Here is a 21,029-nt window from a genome sequence, read left to right as displayed (position 1 = left end):
AATAAAGTGAGGAGGTGTTTACTAAATGTCAGATAAAGAAAGAAGAGAAGCAGGAAGTTTAAATTCAACAATAAAAAGATATTTTTCTAAAAAAGAAGATACTAATAAAATAAAATCTAATTTAAAGAGATTTAGAAGAAAAAGTACGAATAGAAGACATTTAGATGAAAAAAACGAAACAAGATATGTTCCACTTGCGAACAATAGAAATAGACATGTTGACAAAAGAAGTTTCAAAGATGAGGCAAGAGATGAAAAAATGTATGTAATCCCATTAGGCGGATTGGAAGAAGTTGGGAAAAATATGACGGCATTTCAGTATAAAGACGAAATAGTTGTGGTGGATGCCGGACTTACATTTCCAGAGGATGAACATTTGGGAATTGATGTTATAATACCTGATTTTGCATATTTAGAAGCGAATAGAAATAAAATAAAAGCTTTGCTTTTAACACATGGACACGAAGATCATATTGGAGCGGTGCCGTATTTTTACCAAAAATTGGGAACAGAAAATATACCGATGTATGGTGGAAAACTAACACTTGCACTTGCAAAAGCTAAATTTGAGAAAAAGGATGCGAAACTTCCAAAAGAGAAAGTTATAACTGGAAGAAATATTTTAAAGATTTCAAAATATTTTACGGTGGAATTTATAAGTGTTACACACAGTATTGCTGATTGTTACGCCATTTGCATAAAAACTCCTGCTGCGACAATTTTACATTCGGGAGATTTTAAAGTGGATTTAACACCTGTCAATGGAGAAGGGTTCGACTTTGGAAGACTTGCGCAACTTGGAGAAGAAGGAATAGACTTGCTTTTGTCAGATAGTACAAATGCACAAATTCCTGGATTTACACCGTCTGAAAGAACCGTTGGAGAAAGTTTAAAAGATGAGTTTTCAAAAGCTAAAGGAAGAATAATACTTGCGGCATTTGCATCTCATGTGCATAGATTGCAGCAAATTGTAAATATTGCTCATTCTCACGGAAGAAAAATTGCAATTGATGGAAGAAGCATGATTAAAATATTTGAGATTTGTTCAAATTTGGGATATTTGAAACTTCCAAAAGATATAATGATAGATATTGAAAAAGTTGAGACACATCCAGCAAATAAAGTTCTTATTTTGTGTACTGGAACTCAAGGAGAGCCACTTGCAGCATTGTCCAGAATTGCAAACGGAACTCATAAACACATAACTCTAAGACAGGGGGATACTGTTGTAATTTCTGCAACACCTATTCCAGGAAATGAAAAGGCTGCAACAAAAAATATTAATCAATTGATGAAACGGGATGCCAATGTCGTGTTTGAAAAAGGAGTTGGAATTCATGTGTCTGGACACGGTTGTCAAGAAGAACAAAAACTTATGATAAATCTTGTGAAACCAAAATTTTTCATGCCAGTTCACGGAGAATATGCAATGATTAAAAAACATAAAGAATTGGCAGTTGCTGTAGGAGTTGAAGAAAAAAATGTTCTTTTAGTTGAAAATGGAGCAAAATTAGAACTTTCTAAAAGAGCATTTAGACAAGTTGGAAAAGTGCCAAGTGGAGCGACATTTATTGATGGATTTGGAATTGGGGACATTGGAAATGCTGTCTTAAAAGATAGACAAAATTTAGCCGATGATGGAATAGTAATTATTTCAATTTTAAAATACAAAAATGGAACTTTTAACGAAAATATAGAACTTGTCACAAGAGGATTTGTCTACAACAAAGATGCAGAAAGTCTGCTTTCTAGGACAAAAGAATTGGTGAAAAAAGAACTTTCTGTTTTACAGAGTGAAAAAGTTAAAGAAATTGGAAAAATAAAACAGAGAATTAGAATAAAAGTTGGAGATTTCTTGTTGAAGGAAACTGACAGAGATCCAATAATTTTACCAATAATTATGGATAATTAAGAAAGGAGATAATATAAAATGGTACAGCAACTTTCAAGTAGAGAAAGAGCTTTTTTGAGAAAATTGGCACACAATCTTGAGCCGATTGTAAGAATCGGAAAAGAAGGAATAGATGAAAATGTTTTAAAGAGTATTTCTGAAGTTGTAAAGAAACGAGAATTAATAAAAGTAAAAATATTACAAAATTCATCAGTAGAATTAGATAGAGAGTCAGCAAGTGAAATTGCAAAAGATACAAAGTCAATTTTTGTAGATAAAATTGGAAATGTGCTTATATTTTTTAAACCTAAAAATTCAAAAGATGCGATAATTACACCTGAATTTAATGAATTTAAAAAGAAAAAAAACAAAAAATAAAAGAATTTAAAAAATAAAAAATAAAATAGAAGTGAAGAAAAGAAATTAAAAGAAATTAAAAGAAATTAAAAAAAATTAAAAAGAAGAGAAGAGAAAACAGAAAAAAAGAAAAGGAAAAAAAGATGAGCGCAGGAGTATTGTTTGGAAATAGACTTTTAGATGTTGCGGCGATATCTTGCCTTTCAGCACAATTTTACAAAGTTTTTTTTCCAATATTTAAGGGAAGAAGACCACAGTGGGGACGATTAATTCAAACTGGTGGAATGCCAAGTTCTCACGCTTCAACAGTTGTTTCACTAGTAACAGGAGTATTCTTACTAAAAGGTGCTGCTTCTTTAGAATTTGCTATTTCAGCAGTGTTTGCTGGAATTGTTTTATACGATGCAACTGGAGTTAGACGCCAAGCTGGAAAACATGCAAGAGCTTTAAATAAACTAATAGGAGCGATAGAACATAAAGAAGGAATAGAAATAATAAACGAAAAATTTAAGGAACTTTTGGGACATACGCCACGAGAAGTGTTTTGGGGAACTGTTTTAGGAATAGTTATGAGTTTTTTATTCAAAGGATATATTTTGGGGTAAATTTTAAGTTGAAAAAACTTTTCAATTGTATTATAATAAACAATAACAAAAAATAAGAAGATAAGATAAAAAAGAAGGAGTGGATGAAATAATGATAGAAATGATATTACCTGATGGTAGCAAAAGACAGCTAGAAAAACCAATGACAGTAGTGGAATTTGCAAAAACGATCGGTTCTAGTTTAGGTAAAGCAACTGTAGGAGCTATGATTGATGGAACCCAAGTAGATCCTTCGTACATAATTGAAAAATCAGGAAATATACAGCTAATAACAAATACTAGCGAAGAAGGAATAGAAATAATTAGACATAGTGCGGCTCACATAATGGCTCAGGCTGTGCAAAGATTATTCCCAAATACAAAAGTTACAATAGGGCCTGTTGTAGAAAATGGATTTTTTTATGACTTTGATCCTGAAAGACCTTTTACTGAAGAAGATTTAGCAAAAATCGAAGAAGAAATGAAAAAAATAGTAAAAGAAAATTATCCTTTTGAAAGAAGCGAAATGAGTGCTGAAGAAGCTAAAAAATTCTTTGCTGAAAAAGGTGAAACTTATAAAGTTGAAATAATTGATGACTTGGGAGTTGATAAAGTCAGTATTTATAAACAGGGAGAATTTGTGGACTTATGCCGTGGAACACATGTTCCATCAACTGGATATTTAAAAGCGTTTAAATTAATGTCAACTGCTGGAGCTTACTGGCGTGGAGATTCTAAAAATAAAATGCTTCAAAGAATTTACGGAGTGGCTTTTGCATCTAAAAAAGAGCTGGATGAATATTTGACAATGATGGAAGAAGCTGAAAGAAGGGATCACAGAAAATTAGGAAAACAGCTTAACTTATTTTTCTTGGATGAACATGGACCAGGTTTCCCATTCTTCATGCCAAAAGGTGTGGAATTGTTTAATAAATTGCAAGAAATTTGGAGAGTTGAGCATAAAAAAAGAGGATATCAGGAAATTAAAACACCGATTATGCTGGATAGAGAACTTTGGGAAATTTCTGGACATTGGTTTAATTACAGAGAAAATATGTATACATCAGTAATTGATGAAAAAACTTATGCAATAAAACCAATGAACTGTCCAGGTTCAATAATTTCATACAAAAATAACTTGCATTCATACAAAGATTTGCCATTAAAATACGGGGAAATGGGACTTGTTCACAGACACGAATTTAGTGGAGCTTTGCACGGACTTATGAGAGTTAGAGCATTTACACAAGATGATGCGCATGTTTTCTGTACGAAAGAGCAAATTGAAGAACAAATTATTGAAATTATTGATTTATACGATAAATTCTATACTTTATTCGGATTTGAATATCATATTGAATTATCAACAAAACCAGATAAAGCAATTGGTTCTGATGAAATTTGGGAAATGGCTGAAGCTAATTTAAAATCAGCTTTGGAACATAAAGGAATTGACTACAAGTTGAATCCTGGAGATGGAGCATTTTACGGTCCAAAAATTGACTTTAAGATGAAAGATTCAATTGGAAGAATTTGGCAATGTGGAACAATCCAACTAGATTTCAACTTGCCACAAAGATTTGAAATGAGCTACATTGGTGCAGATGGAGAAAAACATGAACCAGTAATGATTCACCGTGCAATGTACGGAAGTTTAGAAAGATTCCTTGGAATTTTGATTGAACATTATGCAGGAGCGTTCCCTACTTGGTTAGCGCCAGTTCAAGCGAGAATTTTGACAATTTCTGATGAACAAGTTCCATTTGCAAAAGAAGTGTTTGAAAAACTTCAAAATGCAGGAATTAGAGTTGAACTTGACACAAGAGTGGAAAAAATTGGATACAAAATTAGGGAAGCAAATGGAGATCAAAAAATACCAGTACAATTAATTATTGGTAAAAATGAAGTTGCGAATAATGAAGTGAATGTTAGAAGATTTGGTTCACAAGAAAGTAAAAATGTTTCAGTTGATGAAATTTTAAATATTTTGCTGGAAGAATCAAAAGTTCCGTTTAAAAAATAATTTTATTTAAAAAAATTATAAAAAATTGTTAGATAGATAAAAGTAGAGGTGATTTTTATGAATAATTATTATGATGAAGATAATGATTTTTTGAAACAAGAATATAAAAACGAAGGAAAAGAAACACAAATTGCAACTTATGAAGATTTAAACAGATTAGTTACTTCAAAAGTTCGTGGAAGCGTGTTGTGGATGGTCCTTGGATTGGTGTTATCTGGTCTTACCGGATTTTTTGTGATAAATGCAGCTTACAAAGGAATGTTTTCTTATGAAGCATTTGAAAGTTTAGTGAAAGTATCTGTAGTCTTGCAAGTTGTGACAGTTTTGGCATTTACATTTTTAATTTATAAAGTGTCATCAAGTGTTTTAAAATTGATGTTTGTCATATATTCGGTACTCACTGGAATAAGTTTTTCAGTTCTTTTTGCAGGTGACTTAAATATCTTAATCACAGCGTTTTCTGTAACTGCACTACTATTTTTGATTTTGGGGATTTACGGTTATGTCACAAATGAAGATTTGACAAAATTTGGAAGTATTGCAACTGTGGGTCTTATTACAATTATTTTGGCAAGTATAGTAAATATATTTTTAAAAAGTGATGGTGTAGTTTGGTTTACGACAATTCTTGGAGTAATTGTATTTGTTATTTTTATCGCTGTTGATATAAATAGAATAAAAAGTAATATAATTGCTCACGCCGTACAAGGCGATATGGAAATTCTTAATAAAATTGAAATTATGGGAGCGTTAAATTTGTATTTAGACTTTATAAATTTGTTCTTGTATATTTTGAGAATATTGGGAAGAAAAAAATAAAGTATATTTAAAAATATTTATGTAAAAAATGCTTTAAAGTTGGAGTTTTTCTGATTTTAAAGCAATTTTACTTTTTTAGAAAGCGGGAAAATTTTGCAGGATAATAAATTAAATCAAGATAAATTAAATGGTGATTTGGAAAAATTTATTAACGATGAAATTACAAACAGTAAGATTTGGGTGTTTTGTGGAATAATGATTTCTATTCTGCTGTCACATATGTTAAATTTACAGGCTGAAATGTATAAAATTATGTATATTTTTAAGATGAAGCAAGTTTTGGATAAAATGTCGTTTTTATTTATTGCAATAATTATTTTAGAAATTTTTTTAACATTTTTTTTGTATAAAATTATAATTAACAAAAGCAAAAAAATTATAAAGTCAAGTTTTGTAGTTTATTCGCTTTTAACTGGATTAAATTTATCAATTTTTTCTTCAGTAATAAAAGTTTTGTTTCAGAAAAATATTGGAATTTTACCTGTAATATTGCTAATAATATCGTTATTTCTCGTAATAATTTTAATAATTTTTGATTCAAAAAAAATAAAAAAAATGATAAAAATAAAAGTTTTAGAAAATAATGAAACTGAATTTCTGGAGAAAACAAGATTTTATGTGGCGGCAGTTTTGTATACGGATATTGTGAAAATACTGATTTTGCTTATAATAAGCACGATGATTTTAATATAAATTTTGAAAGGGAAATAAAAAAATATATGAAAAGAAAGATAGAATGTGTAGAAGAATTTCATAGAATCTATAAACTTGGAAATTCTGAAAAGCCAATTGGAAAATTAAAGGATGGATTGGAAAAATTGAGATTTGACTTGATGGCTGAAGAAAATGGAGAATATTTGGAAGCGGCTAAAAAAGGAGATGTTGTGGAAGTGGCAGATGCACTTGGAGATATGCTCTACATTCTTTGCGGGACAATTATTGAGCACGGAATGCAAGATGTGATTGATGAAGTTTTTGAGGAAATCCACAGAAGTAATCTTAGTAAATTGGACGAAAATGGAAATCCGATTTATCGAGAAGACGGGAAAGTTATAAAGGGACCAAATTATTTTCCGCCAAATTTAAAGCAATTTTTTGAAAAAAAATAAAAAATATTATTGAACAAATATTTTGAAAAATAAAAAAATTTTATTTATCTAATATTTGGAAAATACTTGTAAAAATTTGAGAAATATGATAAAATATAGGTCGATATATGAAGAATTTTAACTAAAAAATAAATTAGTTAAGTAATTAAAAATTATAAATAGTGAAAACTATATTTAAAATTAAGAAAGGAGCTACTAATTTTAGTAGGGTGAAAAACAATGAGAAGATGTGAAGTTTTTGGAAAAGAAGTTAGCCACGGAAATAGAGTAAGTCACTCTCACAAAGCTACAAAAAGAATATGGAAACCAAATTTGCAGACAATGCTTTTAAATATTAATGGAAGCGAAGTAAGAGTAAGAGTTTGCACAAAAGCTATGAAAACATTAAAAGGAAAAAATGTTGATCAAGTTAAAAAAATATTGTTAAAAAATATTAAAACATTAAGTCCTAAAGTTCAAAAAGCATTATTTGCAGTAAAGTAAGTTATTAGTAACTTACTTTTTTTATTTCTAAGTTATTTTGAAAAATATAAAAAAATATAAAAAAATTAAAAAAAAGTGTTGACATCTAAAAATATATATGATATAATATTTTTCGTCGTGAGATAAATAAATTTCACAAATAAAGTGTGCGGCCTTCGTCTAGTGGTCAGGACTCCAGGTTTTCATCCTGGCAACAGGGGTTCGACTCCCCTAGGCCGTACCAATTAAATAAAATTATGGTCGCATAGCTCAGTTGGGAGAGCACCTGCCTTACAAGCAGGGGGTCATTGGTTCGAGCCCAATTGTGACCACCATTTATGGAGGTGTAGCTCAGTTGGTTAGAGTGCTTGCCTGTCACGCAAGATGTCGCGAGTTCGAGTCTCGTCACTTCCGCCATAAAATTTTGCCGCTTTAGCTCATCTGGTAGAGCAACTGACTTGTAATCAGTAGGTGGTTGGTTCGAGTCCGACAAGCGGCACCATAGAAAAATTAATAATGTTGTGGAGAGGTTCCCGAGTGGCCAAAGGGATCAGACTGTAAATCTGCCGGCTCAGCCTTCGAAGGTTCGAATCCTTCTCTCTCCACCATTTTTTTTTATAAAAAATTTAAATGTGAAAAATCATATAATTTCGTAGGAGGAAATATTAATTATGGTTAGAAAAATAAAAGGAGCAGGAAATAAATCAGGAGGAAGCCAACAAGATATTATAAAACAAGCTCAAGTAATGCAACAAGAAATGTTAAAAATTCAAGAAGGATTAAAAGATAAATTTGTAGAAAGTTCTGTAGCTGGTGGTGGAATCACTGTTAAAGCCAATGGTCAAAAAAAATTAGTTGATTTATCAATTTCTTTAGATGTTTTAAAAGACGCAATTGAAGAAAATGATTCAACAATCGTTTCAGATTTAATTATAAATGCAGTAAATGAAATTTTAGATAAAGCTGAAGAAATGGCAGAAAAAGAAATGGAAGTAGTTACTGGTGGAGTGAGTATTCCAGGATTATTCTAATAAAAAGTTTAGATTTTTTGCAGTTTTAAAGTAATTGGAAATGGACCAGAAAATAATTTCTGGTTTTTTTATAAAAAAATTAAAAAATATTTGACAAATAATATTAAATATGATAAAATACCAAATGTAGCGTGTGGGTGGATGTCCGAACGGCTAAGGGACCGGTCTTGAAAACCGGCGAAATCGCAAGATGTCTGGGTTCGAATCCCAGTTCACCCGCCATTAAATATAATTTTGGAGAAGTGGCAGAGCTGGCCGAATGCGCTCCCCTGCTAAGGGAGTATCCGGGCTAAAACTTGGATCGAGGGTTCGAATCCCTCCTTCTCCGCCATTTTTTTTATAAGAAGGTTTTTTTTGCACCTGTAGCTCAACTGGATAGAGCGTCTGACTACGGATCAGAAGGTTATGGGTTCGACTCCTGTTAGGTGCGCCATAATTTATTAAATAAAAAAATATTAGACATTGAAAATCAATAAATAATTTTTATTGGTTTTTTTATTTTAAAAAAATTTGAAGGAGAATAAATGGAAGAAAATAAAGAGTTAGAAAAGAAAAAAAATATCAATAAAATGATAATAATGATGTTTTTATGTGTAATTGTTTATAATTTTGGACATCCTGGAACTCCAGCGCTAATTGAAATGAGAGGATGGGAAAAAAGTGTATCTGGAGAACTTTTGGCATTTATGAGTGTGGCTATGTTTATTTCGTCGCCATATTTGGGAGCTATTGCGGATCATATTGGAATGAAAAAGTTATTTATCTTTATGCCACTTATCTATGGGACTTCTCAGTTGTTTTTTGGATTTGTTGCGCAATTGCCTTTGGTGTTTATTGCTAGAGTTGTTTCAGGTTTTGCATCTGGTGGAACTTATGCGATTGCTTTTGGGTATGTGAGTCAATTGTCAAAAAGTGGCGAGAAAGCTAAAAATATTGCCAAAGTTAGTTCGGCTACTGTAATAGGTGGTGCAATTGGTCAAAAAATTGGAGGAATGGTTGCTGACATTGATCCAAGATATTCTTTTGTATTGCAGTTTATATGTGGAAGTATTGTTTCAATTATTATATTATTTCTTATGAAAGAAATAATTCACAAAAAAGATAAAACTGAAAAGATTGATCCAAAGAAATTAAATCCATTTGCAACTTTTAAATATATAAAAGAATTGGATAATTATTCAAAATATTTCTGTCTTATAATTTTGTTATCTGGAATTGGAATTTATTCATACGCCAATGCACTTAATTATTTTTTGAGGTTTAATGAAAAAGTTTCTTCAAATACAATAGGAACTTTTGTGATGTTTTCTTCGCTTACCGCTTTTTTTGGAACGGCATTTTTGCTGGAAAAATTGGTTTTGAAATTTAAAGAAAAAAATATTTATAAATTTATGATTTTGATTGGTATAATTTTTATGGCAGTAATTTTATTTAGAATAAAATCTGGGATAATTCCTTATGTTATAATGGCGATTTATACGATGTCTTACGAAATTGTTAGATCGCTTGGAAATACGATTATTGCTAAAAGATATAAAGAAAATCAAGGAAAAATTTTAGGAGTAGCTTCAGCTGTTGGATTTCTTGGAAATGCGATTGGTTCTCTTTTGTCGGGACATTTACTGAAAATGAGTGAATTTTTGCCTTTTATTACAAATATCGCTGTAATGGGAATTGTATTTTTACTTATTTTATTAAATAGTACAAGAACACTCGCGACTTTAGTCGTGAGATGAATTGTACGAAAATTTTAGTAAGCATATAGGGAAACTTGTATGTAGACACGGAGCAAAACCGTGCAACAAAGAAACTGAATTGCTGGGAACTCTTAAAGCTAGTATAACCACAACATAATACCTTCGTTCAAATATGGTATAGGTGTGAAGGTAGCGAAAGCAGAAAAAATATACTAGATGGTGCAAGGTTAAATCCTAAACATTATGATAATAGACAATCAGCAGCTAAACCTGAAAAGGAAAGTTCAACGACTATCCCTCGTGAGGGGAGTACAATACAAGCGATAGGTATTGGAAGTGGTTTCGCCTAAGTCCTTGGAAATAGGATAAGGATAAGATATAGTCTGTGCTTGTTAGAGATAACAAGAAGTTCATAAGAGAACTGCATAAATGGTAGCGTATTTATGTGAACAACGCTTCCCACTGTTGTGGGGTTTTAAAAACTTTAAAAATATTTAAAAATAAACAGATAAAATGTAGAATACATGGTATAATATCTCTGATGAAAAGGAGGTGATTATATATGTATTTAACATTAAAACAACAAGTAAAGCATCTTAGTAAAAAGGAGTTTAGGAATTTAAAACATTTATCACATATAGCCAAGAACTTAACTAATGAAGCTATATATAATATTAGACAGTATTATTTTAATAAGAAAAAGTATTTAAGTTATAACGAAAACTATAAAATGCTTAAAAACAGTGAGAACTATAAGAAGTTAAATTCTAATATGGCTCAGCAAATTCTAAAAGAAGTAGACAGAAGTTTCAAATCGTTTTTTGGACTTTTAAAACTTGCTAAGAATGATCAATATGATAATAAAAAAATAAAATTACCTAAATATCTTGCTAAAGATGGTTTTACTACTCTTGTTATAGGTTTTGTAAGATTAAAAGATGATATTCTGATAGTTCCTTATTCAAATTCATTTAGAAAGACACATAAGGAAATCGCAATAAAACTACCACCAGTATTAAAAGGCAAGAAGATAAAAGAGATTAGAATAATACCAAAACAACATTCTAGGTACTTTGAAATTCAATATACTTATGAGGTAGAAGAAGTTCAAAGGGAATTAAATAAAGAAAATGCACTAGGAATTGATTTAGGTATAGATAATCTTTGCACTTGTGTTACAAATGCTGGAGTTTCATTCATAATAGATGGTAGAAAATTAAAATCAATAAATCAATACTATAATAAGATAAATGCAAAATTACAAAGTATAAAAGATAAGCAAAAGATTGAGCGCACAACATTAAGACAAAAGAGAATAGCCAGAAAGAGAAATAATCGTATAAATGATTACCTTTCAAAAGCAGCAAGAATAATTGTAAATTATTGTCTTAATAATGATATAGGAAAACTAGTTCTAGGATATAATGAAGATTTTCAAAGAAATTCAAATATAGGAAGTATAAATAATCAGAACTTTGTAAATATACCGTATGGAAAATTAAGAGATAAATTAATATACCTATGTAAACTATATGGAATAGAATTTAGACTGCAAGAAGAGAGTTATACATCAAAAGCAAGTTTCTTTGATGGAGATGAAATTCCAATATATGATAAAGAAAATTCACAAAAATATATATTCAGTGGAAAAAGAATAAAAAGAGGACTATATCAAACAAGTAAAGGCTATCAATTAAATGCAGATTGTAATGGAGCATTAAACATATTAAGGAAAAGTAAAGTTGTGGATTTAAGTATCCTATACAATAGAGGTGAGCTGGACATGCCTAAAAGAATAAGGGTAGTGTAAAGCTATCAAACTTCTTAGAAAATTTTTGAATATTTTTAAAGATTTTAGAACCCTGTGACTTTAGTCGTGGGAGGTTCAGTAATTAATAAAAAATAGAAAAATGCTAGAATTTATGGTAAAATAAATAAAAAAATAAAAAAAATAAAAAAAATAAGTAAAGAAATGAAGAAATAGAAAAAAATAAAAAAATAAAGAAATAAAGAAAGGAAATTTATGTATAATTTTAGTTATTTTAGTCCAATTCATATAGAAACATTTGTTGTTTCAGCGTTATTTTGCACTTTATTGCTTTTTATTCCCAAAATTTTTAAAAAAATTGATTTAAAAAAATATTCGGTATTTTTGGGATATTTTTTGTTGTTTTTTAAAGTTGTTGATTCAGTTTATCGGGTAATTTACCAAAAAGAGCCAATCCATAATGTGATGCTTGTCCATCTTTGCAACTTTGTGGCAATTTTTGCTGCCTTTTATCTAATTTTTAGGACAAAATATTTATATAATATCGTCTATTATTTGTCTTTTGGTCCTTTTTTAGCGTTAGTTTTGCCTGGAATTACAAATTATTTTAATAATTATTATGTCTATATTTTTATGATAATGCATGCATTAATTGTTTTTACAGTTGTATTTGGAGCAAAATATTTAGATGGAGAACCTACGAAAAAAGGACTTTTTCAATCTATAATAACTTTACTTATTATATTTTTGTACGCTGCATTTTATAATTTTTTGTTTAAAGATATAAATGCGATGTTTTTGCGAGAATATATTGAACCTAGAATATTTGGATTCATAAAGCCATTTTGGATATATAGAATTGTTTTAATAAGTGGAATGATATTGTTGGAAATATTACTTTATCTTCTTTCAAAAATAAAAGTAAAAAATGAATTTGATTAATAATATAATGAAAAAAAGCACAATTTATCCCATATCGAAAAAGGGGATTATTGTGCTTGTTCGTAAAAAAATTATTTTTCTGCTTTATTACTTTCTTCTTCAAATTTATCAAGTATAACTTTTGTTATTTCTTGCCGTAATTCGGGAGTTATAGGATGAACTATATCTTTAAATTCTCCATTTGGCATCTTTCTTGAAGGCATTGCCACAAATAATCCGTTTTGACCATCAATTATTTTTAAACCGTGGATAACAAAGCTATCTTCAAAAGTAATGTCAACATGTGCCTTTAGTCTATCATTTGCAACTTCAGGTTTTTTCCCAATTCTAATACGAACATCTGTAACTTTCATAAACTTTTCTCCTTTTCTGTATGTTTTTTTGTTACCTTTTCACTATAATTATACCCCATTTGCTACAAAAAACAAGAGATTTTCTTTATATTTTTTATATTTAGATAAATAAAAAAAATAATTTTGTTAAATAAAAAATTAAAAAAAGAAAAATTTTGAATTTTTTTTATAATGTGCTAAAATTATCAAAGGAGGTATGTGTTTATGTACAAAGCTGTTGTCAGTGATTTGGATGGGACACTTTTGAATGAAAAGCACAAAGTTAGTCCATATACAAAGGAAACCATTGAGCTACTATTAAAAAAAGATATAAAATTCTACATTGCGACTGGAAGAAGTTATCTTGGTGCAAAGGAAATTATGGAAGAAATTGGATTAAAAATTCCATTAATTACATCAAATGGAGCAAGAATCTTGGATGAATCTGGAACTGAAATTTATGTGAATAATCTTGCAAGAAAATATGTTGAAAAATTACTTGCAATAAATTACAAATCTTTTGGAAGTGACATTATTTTAAATGGATATTCAGGTAACAATTGGTATGTGACTGAAGATGCAAAAGCTTACTTTTATGCGCAAAAACCAGAGAGAAAACTATATCCAGAACAAATTTCTTTTGAAGATTTTAGCAAAAAAAATTTTTCAAAAATGTTTTTTTTAGGAGACCATGAAAAATTACTGGAATTGGAAAAAGAAGTTAAACGAGTTACAAATGATGAAACAAATATCGTTTTTGTAAATGAAAGAAGTTTAGAAATTTTTTCAAAAACTTGTGATAAAGCTGTTGCGGCTAATTTTTTATTACGAAAAGATGGGCTAACATTGAAAGATGCGGTGTCTTTTGGAGATGGAGTCAATGATTACGATTTAATCACGCAGACAGGGCTTGGATTTGCGATGGAAAATTCCATTTACAGATTGCTTGAAAAACTTTCTGATACAGAGATTATTGAAAGTAATAAGAGTGATGGAATGGCTAAAAAAGTTCGAGAAATATTTAATTTGTAAATTATTTTTAAAAAAGTTGTAAAAAATTATAAAAAGTTACAAAAAGTTGCAAAAAAATATAAAAAATTATTTTGAAAGGAAATTGTTATGAAAAAATTAGCGTTGGTTGTCGACGACACACCTTACATAAGAGAAGATATAAGAGATATATTAGAAGAAATGGGATATGAAGTTTATGAAGCAAATGATGGACTGGAAGCGTTGAAAATGTATAAAAAGGTAAAACCGCAAGTTGTAACAATGGATATAAATATGCCAAATATGCACGGTCTTGCAGCTACAAAAGAAATTTCAAATTATGACAAAGATGCAAAAATAATGATTTGCAGCACAATGGTAATGTTTCCAAATTATCAAAAAATGGGAATTGAAGCTGGAGCTAAGTCATTTTTATCAAAACCGTTTACTGACGAAGAGTTTGTGGAAGCATTTTCGAAATTATTTTTATAAAATTTAGATCAACTAAAAAATAAATAACTAAAATGAAAGGATTAAAAAAATGTATAAAGCAGTTATTAGCGATTTGGATGGAACATTAATTGCCAAAGGACATTATATCTCGCCTGTTACCATTGATACGATAAAAAAAATAATGGCAAAAGGTATTAAATTTTATATTGCTTCTGGAAGAAGTTATGAGCAAATTGGTTATGTGACTGAACAGCTTGACATAAAAATTCCTGTGATTGCTGCAAATGGTGCAAGAATTTTTGATGGAGATGGGAAGTTGATTTATGAAAGAGGATTAAATAAAGAAGACTCTGATGCAATACTTGATTTAGATTATAAAAATATTGCAAAAAAATCTCATCTTAATATTTTTTCTGGGAATGAATGGATTATAACAAAAGGGACAGCGCAAGATGTTTTTGACAGAATAACTAATCAGGTAAAAGTTAATTTTAGGGAAGTTCCAGAAACAGAATTAAAAAATTTGGATATTTTAAAAATTTTTTATATCGGTGACCACGAAGAGCTTTTAAAATTGGAAAAGGAAATTTTGAAGGTGACTAAAGGTGTAAATGTGATTTTTGTTACAGACCAATGTATGGAAATTATGTCAAAAGGAGCTAATAAAGGACTTGCAGCGAAATTTTTGCTGGAAAAGGAAAATGTAAAATTGGAAGAAGCTATAGCTTTTGGCGATGGAGAAAATGACTTTGAGCTGCTTACGATGGTTGGAAAAGGTTACGCTATGGGAAATGCCATTGATAGACTGAAAAATTTATTGCCAAGTGATTTTGAATATGTAGGAAAAAATATGGAAGATGGTGAAGCGCTAAAATTGCAGGAATTGTTTTTAAAATAATTTTTTTATTTATTTTTTCTGAGGAGAAATAATTTTTGATTTCTCCTTGCAAGTTACTTATTAAAGAAATAAAAATTTGAGAATTTTTTAGGTTAGCAGTTGACAATTAATTATATTTTTGATAGAATGAACAAGTAAAAAATAAAAAAATGTAGGATAGTAGGTATAATTTGCACTTTTTGCAAATTTTGGAAGTGAAAATGAAAATTATAAAATGTAGTTATTGGTAGGAAAATATGCGTTTTTGCATAATTTAGTAGTATTGAATTTAATAAATTTTTTTTAAATTAGTGATTTGTAAATTTTAGTTTATAAATTAAATATTTTTTAGTAATAAAAATTCTGTCAATGAGTTTCTTTTTATAAATTTATTTTATTGAATTTTGATATATAAAATGTAAGTGCGATTTTCAACTCTCCTATTATAGAGAGTTTTTTTATTACAAAATAAAAAAATTAAAACAAAAAATAAATGGAGGAAAAGTAATGATTATAAAAGTAGATGAAAATATTTCACAGGAAAATATGGAAAAATTGTTGAAAAGAGTGGAAGAGCTTAATTTACAGCCACATTTGTCTTATGGAAGTGAATATACAATAATTGGATTAGTTGGAGATACAAGTGTTATAGATGTGAACAGAGTTTTGGCAATTGAAGGAGTGCTTGATGTGCAAAGAGTGCAAGAACCGTACAAAAGAGCGAGCAGAAAATTTCATCCAGAAGATACGGTTGTAAAAGTGGGAGATGTAGAAATTGGTGGAAATAATCTTGTGATGATGGCAGGACCTTGTTCGGTTGAAAATGAAGAGCAAATTATGACAGCGGCAAGAATAGTGAAAAAATATGGAGCAACAATGTTAAGGGGTGGAGTAGTAAAACCAAGAACATCGCCATATGCGTTCCAAGGTCTAGGAATGGAAGGAATTGAATTGATGAAAAAGGCAAAAGAGGAAACAGGACTTCCAATAATATGTGAAGTGATGTCGATTTCACAATTGCATGAATTTGGTCCACACGTTGATATGATTCAGCTTGGAGCAAGAAATATGCAGAACTTTGATTTATTAAAGGAAGTTGGGAAAACAAATATTCCAGTACTTTTGAAAAGAGGTCTAAGTGCGACAATAGAAGAATGGCTTATGTCGGCTGAATATATTTTGGCAGGAGGAAATGAAAATGTGGTTCTTTGTGAAAGAGGAATAAGAACTTATGAAACCGCTTATAGAAATGTGCTTGACTTAAATGCAGTTCCAATGATAAAAAAATTGACACATTTACCAATAATAGTTGATTCAGCTCACTCTACAGGAAAATATTGGATGGTAGAACCACTTGGAATGGCAGGAGTGGCAGCAGGAGCAGATGGACTTATGGTAGAAGTTCATCCAGAACCAGATAAAGCATTGTCAGATGGACCACAATCGTTGAAAGAAGATGTATTTAAACATTTGATGGAAAATGTGGAAAAAATTGCAAATGTATTGGGGAAAAGTTTTAAAGCGAAATAATTTTTTGAAAAATAGATTTTGTTTTTAAAATTTTGAAATATTTGAAATTATAAAAAAGATGTTAGCAATGACATTACCAAAAGTTAGAAAATTTTATAAAATATGACATAAATAATATAATAAATACAATACAGTTTAATTCAATATAATAATAGAAAATAAAATAAGATAAAATAAAAAAATAAAAATAAAATAAGAGAAAGGAAAATAAAGTTATGATTATAAAAGTAGATGGGAAAATTGATAAAAGCGTATTAGAAAGATTGATAAAAAGATTGGAAGAAGAAAATAATGTTAAAGTGAAGCCAATTATTGGGGCAGAATATTCAATTTTAGGGTTAGTTGGAGATATTAGCTCTATTGATATTAAGCATATTCAATCTTTAGAATATGTAATTGATGTTCAAAGGGTTCAAGAGCCGTACAAGAGAGCAAGTAGAAAATTTCATCCAGAAGATACAATTGTAAAAGTTGGAGATGTAGAAATTGGAGGAAATAATCTTGTGATGATGGCAGGACCTTGTTCGGTTGAAAATGAAGAACAAATTATGACAGCGGCAAGAATAGTGAAAAAATATGGAGCAACAATGTTGAGAGGTGGAGTAGTAAAACCTAGAACATCGCCATATGCGTTCCAAGGACTAGGAATGGAAGGAATTGAATTGATGAAAAAGGCAAAAGAAGAAACAGGACTTCCAATAATCTGTGAAGTAATGTCGATTGCACAATTGCATGAATTCGGTCCACATGTTGATATGATTCAGCTTGGAGCAAGAAATATGCAAAACTTTGATTTATTGAAAGCAGTTGGAAAAACAAATATTCCAGTACTTTTAAAAAGAGGACTTAGTGCGACAATAGAAGAATGGCTAATGTCAGCTGAATATATTTTGGCAGGAGGAAATGAAAATGTAGTTCTTTGTGAAAGAGGGATAAGAACTTATGAAACAGCTTATAGAAATGTGCTTGACTTAAATGCAGTTCCGATGATAAAAAAATTGACACATTTACCAATAATAGTTGATTCAGCTCACTCTACAGGAAAATACTGGATGGTAGAACCACTTGGAATGGCAGGAGTGGCAGCAGGAGCAGATGGACTTATGGTAGAAGTTCATCCAGAACCAGATAAAGCGTTGTCAGATGGACCACAATCGTTGAAAGAAGATGTATTTAAACATTTGATGGAAAATGTGGAAAAAATTGCAAATGTGTTGGGGAAAAGTTTTAAATCAAAATAATTATTTAGCTGAAGTGGTATAGCTGTTGTAATTTAAGAGTAAATTGTGAAATGAGATAAGATTATGATGAAAAATAATTTGAAAAAAATAGAAGATTTGACAGTAACGATTGTTGGGCTTGGAGTGATTGGAGCTGCTTTTGCACAGAGTTTTAGGGAGATTGGTATTAAGACGATTTATGGAATTGATATTGATGAGGAAACTTTGAAAAAGGCAGAGGAGAAAAATATGATAAATAAAGGGTTTCTTGAAACTAAGGACCCTTTGGAAAAATCAGATTTTGTTGTAATTACTCTTTATCCTAACTTGATGAAATCGTTTTTTGTGAATAATATTGATAATTTTAAGGAAAATGCCATAATTACTGATGTTGTGGGTATTAAGGAGAAAATTATTGGAGATATTGATCCGATTATTGAGGAAAGTAATAAAAAGAATGGGAAAAATATTGACTTTATTTTTGGACATCCGATGGCAGGGCGTGAAAAAAGAGGAATTGATTTTGCGGATAATCGTGTTTTTCAAAATGCAAATTATATAATTATTAAGGATGAAAAAAATAAAAAGGAAAATTTGGAATTACTTTCGGAAATTGTAAGATTGATGGGATTCAAGAAGGTTAGTTTTCTTACGGCACAGGAACATGATGAGATTATTGCGTTTACGAGTCAGCTTACTCATGCGATTGCGGTTTCACTTGTGAATAGTGATAGTGAGAAGTATGATACAAATCGTTTTATTGGAGATTCTTATCGAGATTTGACGAGAATTGCAAAAATAAATGAAGATTTGTGGGCAGAGCTGTTTATGGGGAACAAAAAAAATCTTTTGAAAATGATACAGCAGTTTGAAAAAGAACTGGATGTAATTAAAGATGCCTTGAATAATAATGATTTGGGGACATTAAAAGAGAAATTTATAATTTCTACGAAACGTAGGGAGAAAATAGATTAAGAGAAATTAACTTGGGAGGAATGAAATGGAAAATAATTCTGAAAAGAAAAAGTATTTGAAAACACTAGTTGGAGATAATATTTATTTTTCACCAATTTCTCTTGATGATATTGAAAAGTATACTGAGATGGTTAATGATATAAAAGTTTCAGTTGGTTTAGGCTCTGTTTCTTATACAAATATTACAGATTTTGAAAGTGAAAAGGAATTTTTAACTTTAATAAAAAAAGAAAAAATGTTTGCTGTTAGACTACTTGAAAACGATGAACTTTTGGGAAATATTGGATTTAATTCATTAGATATGGTAAATAGAAACGGTGCATTGGGAGTTCTAATAGGAAATACTAAACATCAGCGAAAAGGTTATGGAACAGAAGCTCTGAAATTAATACTTGATTATGGTTTCTCATTTTTAAATTTGAGAAATATATCGCTAAAAGTATTCGAATATAATGAACCAGCCTATAATATGTATAAAAAAATTGGCTTTAAGGAAGTAGGACGGTTACGGAAAGCGGTTGAAATTATGGGAAAAACTTATGATATTATTATAATGGATATGTTAAAAGAAGAGTTTCAGTCGGTTTATATAAAAAGAGAACTTGAAAAAAGATATAACTTGAAATAAAAAATTATATAGTAAAATCATTTTAAATTGTTGGATTTAGTGGTTTTGCTATATTTTAACAAAAGATAGCAAGAAGTCTCCGGCTTCTACAAGTGGGAGATGAATTGCTTTTTTTTTTGTAAAAAAAATTGAAAAAAGGATACATCCATGATAAAATTTTTGTATAAAATATTGAAGAGAAATCATTAATGATAAAATTTCTAAAGAAATAATATTCAAAGTCAAAAGGAGGTGTAATTTTATGAAATATAATTTAGCATTCAAATATAGAATTTATCCAAATAAAGATCAAGAATTGTTGATAGACAAGACTTTTGGATGTGTTCGTTTTGTTTACAATACGATTTTGTACACTGCTAATAAAATTTATGAAGAAACTGGAAAAAATAAAATAATTACACCTGCCAGTTTGAAAAGTGAAAACCAATTTTTGAAAGAAGTAGACAGCCTGGCACTTTCAAATGCTCAATTGAATGTAAAACGATCGTTTACGAATTTCTTTCAAAAGAGAGCGAAATTTCCAAGGTTCAAATCTAAAAAGAATAATGTTAAAAGTTATACAACAAATTGTGTGAATAATTCAATACGAATTGAAGAAAATAAATATTTGGTTTTGCCAAAATTGAAAAAAGTTAAATTAAAATATCATAGAGAAATAACAAAAGATTACAAGATAAAGTCAGTAACATTGACAAATAGTAATGGAAATTACTATGTTTCTGTTTTGACGGAATTTGAAAAAGAAATTCAAAAAATACCAAGTAATGATAAAGTGATTGGACTTGATTTTTCAATGTCTGAATTATTTGTCAGCTCTGAAAACCAAAGGGCTGATTATCCAAGATATTTTAGGATGTTGGAGAAAAAATTGAAGAAATTACAGAAATCATTATCAAGAAAAGTAAAGTTTTCTAAAAATTGGTATAAACAAAAAGCAAAAATATCAAAATTACATGAATATATTAAAAATTGTCGAAGAGATTTTTTGCATAAATTATCAAAAAAATTGTCCAAAGAACATAATGCTGTGATTGTCGAGGATTTGAATATGAAAGGGATGAGCCAGGCATTAAATTTTGGGAAAAGTGTAGGAGATAATGGATGGGGAATGTTTTTGAGGATGCTTGAGTATAAGTTGATGTTTTTAGGGAAACAATTTTTGAAGATAGATAAGTGGTTTCCGTCGTCGAAAACTTGTAGTAAATGCGGAAATATTAAAGAGGAACTGAAATTATCAGAAAGAAGCTATAAATGTGAGTGTTGCGGAATTGAGATTGATAGAGATTACAATGCGGCACTTAATATAAGAGATGTTGGAAAAGAAATGTTGAAATATTAGGA

The 21,029-nt window shown here is 29.6% G+C and carries 22 protein-coding genes and 8 tRNA genes; 29 read left to right on the top strand and 1 reads right to left on the bottom strand.

The genetic code is table 11. The annotated features are described in order from the left end of the window. Positions 1–25: 25 nt before the first annotated feature. The 21 genes from J5A73_RS08895 to J5A73_RS08795 all read left to right on the top strand — a co-directional run bounded on the left by J5A73_RS08895 (position 26) and on the right by J5A73_RS08795 (position 12,683). The gene (locus tag J5A73_RS08895) at positions 26–1,912 is read left to right on the top strand and encodes a ribonuclease J (RefSeq protein ID WP_211615060.1); all 1,887 of its coding nucleotides are present in this window, start codon (positions 26–28) and stop codon (positions 1,910–1,912) included. Between the two features lie 18 nt (positions 1,913–1,930). Continuing rightward, complete coding sequence (yhbY, locus tag J5A73_RS08890; RefSeq protein WP_211615057.1) at positions 1,931–2,269, top strand: ribosome assembly RNA-binding protein YhbY; 339 nt, start codon at positions 1,931–1,933, stop codon at positions 2,267–2,269. Between the two features lie 122 nt (positions 2,270–2,391). Then, positions 2,392–2,853, top strand: coding sequence for a divergent PAP2 family protein (locus J5A73_RS08885; protein WP_211615047.1), 462 nt, complete (start codon positions 2,392–2,394; stop codon positions 2,851–2,853). A gap of 91 nt (positions 2,854–2,944) precedes the next feature. After that, complete coding sequence (gene thrS / locus J5A73_RS08880) at positions 2,945–4,855, top strand: threonine--tRNA ligase (protein ID WP_211615045.1); 1,911 nt, start codon at positions 2,945–2,947, stop codon at positions 4,853–4,855. A gap of 57 nt (positions 4,856–4,912) precedes the next feature. After that, positions 4,913–5,674 carry a Bax inhibitor-1/YccA family protein gene (locus tag J5A73_RS08875; RefSeq protein WP_211615043.1) on the top strand — a complete coding sequence of 254 codons (762 nt, stop codon included), beginning with the start codon at positions 4,913–4,915 and terminating at the stop codon, positions 5,672–5,674. A 93-nt stretch (positions 5,675–5,767) separates the two neighbouring features. Continuing rightward, on the top strand, positions 5,768–6,367 hold the full coding sequence (locus J5A73_RS08870) for a hypothetical protein (protein WP_211615040.1): 600 nt from the start codon (positions 5,768–5,770) through the stop codon (positions 6,365–6,367). A 26-nt stretch (positions 6,368–6,393) separates the two neighbouring features. Then, positions 6,394–6,783, top strand: a complete 390-nt coding sequence (locus J5A73_RS08865; RefSeq protein WP_211615037.1) for a nucleoside triphosphate pyrophosphohydrolase family protein — start codon at positions 6,394–6,396, stop codon at positions 6,781–6,783. A gap of 219 nt (positions 6,784–7,002) precedes the next feature. After that, positions 7,003–7,266 (top strand): 50S ribosomal protein L28, encoded by a 264-nt coding sequence (gene rpmB / locus J5A73_RS08860; RefSeq protein ID WP_211615034.1) that lies wholly within the window; start codon positions 7,003–7,005, stop codon positions 7,264–7,266. 148 nt (positions 7,267–7,414) lie between these two features. Then, positions 7,415–7,489 (top strand) — tRNA-Glu (locus J5A73_RS08855). A 15-nt stretch (positions 7,490–7,504) separates the two neighbouring features. Further along, positions 7,505–7,580, top strand: a tRNA-Val gene (locus J5A73_RS08850). Between the two features lie 5 nt (positions 7,581–7,585). Further along, positions 7,586–7,662, top strand: a tRNA-Asp gene (locus J5A73_RS08845). A gap of 9 nt (positions 7,663–7,671) precedes the next feature. Then, a tRNA-Thr gene (locus J5A73_RS08840) sits at positions 7,672–7,747 on the top strand. 21 nt (positions 7,748–7,768) lie between these two features. Continuing rightward, positions 7,769–7,853, top strand: a tRNA-Tyr gene (locus J5A73_RS08835). Positions 7,854–7,916: 63 nt separating this feature from the next. Next, entirely contained in the window at positions 7,917–8,276 is a 360-nt protein-coding gene (locus J5A73_RS08830; protein ID WP_018450406.1) for a YbaB/EbfC family nucleoid-associated protein, read from the top strand. 135 nt (positions 8,277–8,411) lie between these two features. Next, a tRNA-Ser gene (locus tag J5A73_RS08825) sits at positions 8,412–8,498 on the top strand. Between the two features lie 14 nt (positions 8,499–8,512). Continuing rightward, positions 8,513–8,607 (top strand) — tRNA-Ser (locus tag J5A73_RS08820). 25 nt (positions 8,608–8,632) lie between these two features. After that, a tRNA-Arg gene (locus J5A73_RS08815) sits at positions 8,633–8,709 on the top strand. 91 nt (positions 8,710–8,800) lie between these two features. Next, entirely contained in the window at positions 8,801–10,012 is a 1,212-nt protein-coding gene (locus tag J5A73_RS08810) for an MFS transporter (RefSeq protein ID WP_211615031.1), read from the top strand. Position 10,013: 1 nt separating this feature from the next. After that, positions 10,014–10,130 (top strand): MarR family transcriptional regulator, encoded by a 117-nt coding sequence (locus tag J5A73_RS08805; RefSeq protein WP_080667958.1) that lies wholly within the window; start codon positions 10,014–10,016, stop codon positions 10,128–10,130. Positions 10,131–10,535: 405 nt separating this feature from the next. Further along, positions 10,536–11,783 carry an RNA-guided endonuclease TnpB family protein gene (locus tag J5A73_RS08800; protein ID WP_211615027.1) on the top strand — a complete coding sequence of 416 codons (1,248 nt, stop codon included), beginning with the start codon at positions 10,536–10,538 and terminating at the stop codon, positions 11,781–11,783. Positions 11,784–11,996: 213 nt separating this feature from the next. Continuing rightward, a complete protein-coding gene (locus J5A73_RS08795) occupies positions 11,997–12,683 on the top strand; it encodes a YwaF family protein (protein WP_211615025.1) in 687 nt (228 codons plus the stop codon). Positions 12,684–12,754: 71 nt separating this feature from the next. On the opposite strand, the gene spoVG is transcribed toward J5A73_RS08795, so the two are convergent. Next, positions 12,755–13,036 carry a septation regulator SpoVG gene (spoVG, locus tag J5A73_RS08790; RefSeq protein ID WP_211615023.1) on the bottom strand — a complete coding sequence of 94 codons (282 nt, stop codon included), beginning with the start codon at positions 13,034–13,036 and terminating at the stop codon, positions 12,755–12,757. Between the two features lie 204 nt (positions 13,037–13,240). On the opposite strand from spoVG, the gene J5A73_RS08785 reads away from it, so the two are divergent. The 8 genes from J5A73_RS08785 (at position 13,241) to J5A73_RS08750 (ending at position 21,027) form a co-directional block, all read left to right on the top strand. Then, positions 13,241–14,047 (top strand): HAD family hydrolase, encoded by an 807-nt coding sequence (locus tag J5A73_RS08785; protein WP_211615014.1) that lies wholly within the window; start codon positions 13,241–13,243, stop codon positions 14,045–14,047. An 87-nt stretch (positions 14,048–14,134) separates the two neighbouring features. Further along, positions 14,135–14,497 (top strand): response regulator, encoded by a 363-nt coding sequence (locus J5A73_RS08780; protein ID WP_211615011.1) that lies wholly within the window; start codon positions 14,135–14,137, stop codon positions 14,495–14,497. 49 nt (positions 14,498–14,546) lie between these two features. After that, on the top strand, positions 14,547–15,356 hold the full coding sequence (locus J5A73_RS08775; protein WP_211615008.1) for an HAD family hydrolase: 810 nt from the start codon (positions 14,547–14,549) through the stop codon (positions 15,354–15,356). Between the two features lie 486 nt (positions 15,357–15,842). Further along, entirely contained in the window at positions 15,843–16,865 is a 1,023-nt protein-coding gene (gene aroF / locus J5A73_RS08770) for a 3-deoxy-7-phosphoheptulonate synthase (RefSeq protein WP_211615006.1), read from the top strand. A 215-nt stretch (positions 16,866–17,080) separates the two neighbouring features. After that, a complete protein-coding gene (gene aroF / locus J5A73_RS08765) occupies positions 17,081–18,106 on the top strand; it encodes a 3-deoxy-7-phosphoheptulonate synthase (RefSeq protein WP_211615004.1) in 1,026 nt (341 codons plus the stop codon). Between the two features lie 63 nt (positions 18,107–18,169). Beyond that, positions 18,170–19,060 (top strand): prephenate dehydrogenase, encoded by an 891-nt coding sequence (locus J5A73_RS08760; RefSeq protein WP_249069241.1) that lies wholly within the window; start codon positions 18,170–18,172, stop codon positions 19,058–19,060. Positions 19,061–19,085: 25 nt separating this feature from the next. Then, positions 19,086–19,688 carry a GNAT family N-acetyltransferase gene (locus J5A73_RS08755; protein WP_211615001.1) on the top strand — a complete coding sequence of 201 codons (603 nt, stop codon included), beginning with the start codon at positions 19,086–19,088 and terminating at the stop codon, positions 19,686–19,688. Positions 19,689–19,929: 241 nt separating this feature from the next. After that, positions 19,930–21,027: an RNA-guided endonuclease TnpB family protein gene (locus J5A73_RS08750; RefSeq protein ID WP_211614999.1), complete on the top strand. Its 1,098-nt coding sequence runs from the start codon at positions 19,930–19,932 to the stop codon at positions 21,025–21,027. Positions 21,028–21,029: the final 2 nt, after the last annotated feature.

The organism is Leptotrichia sp. oral taxon 218 (assembly GCF_018128225.1).
GTDB lineage: Bacteria > Fusobacteriota > Fusobacteriia > Fusobacteriales > Leptotrichiaceae > Leptotrichia.
This window is presented reverse-complemented; position numbering and strand designations above follow the sequence as displayed.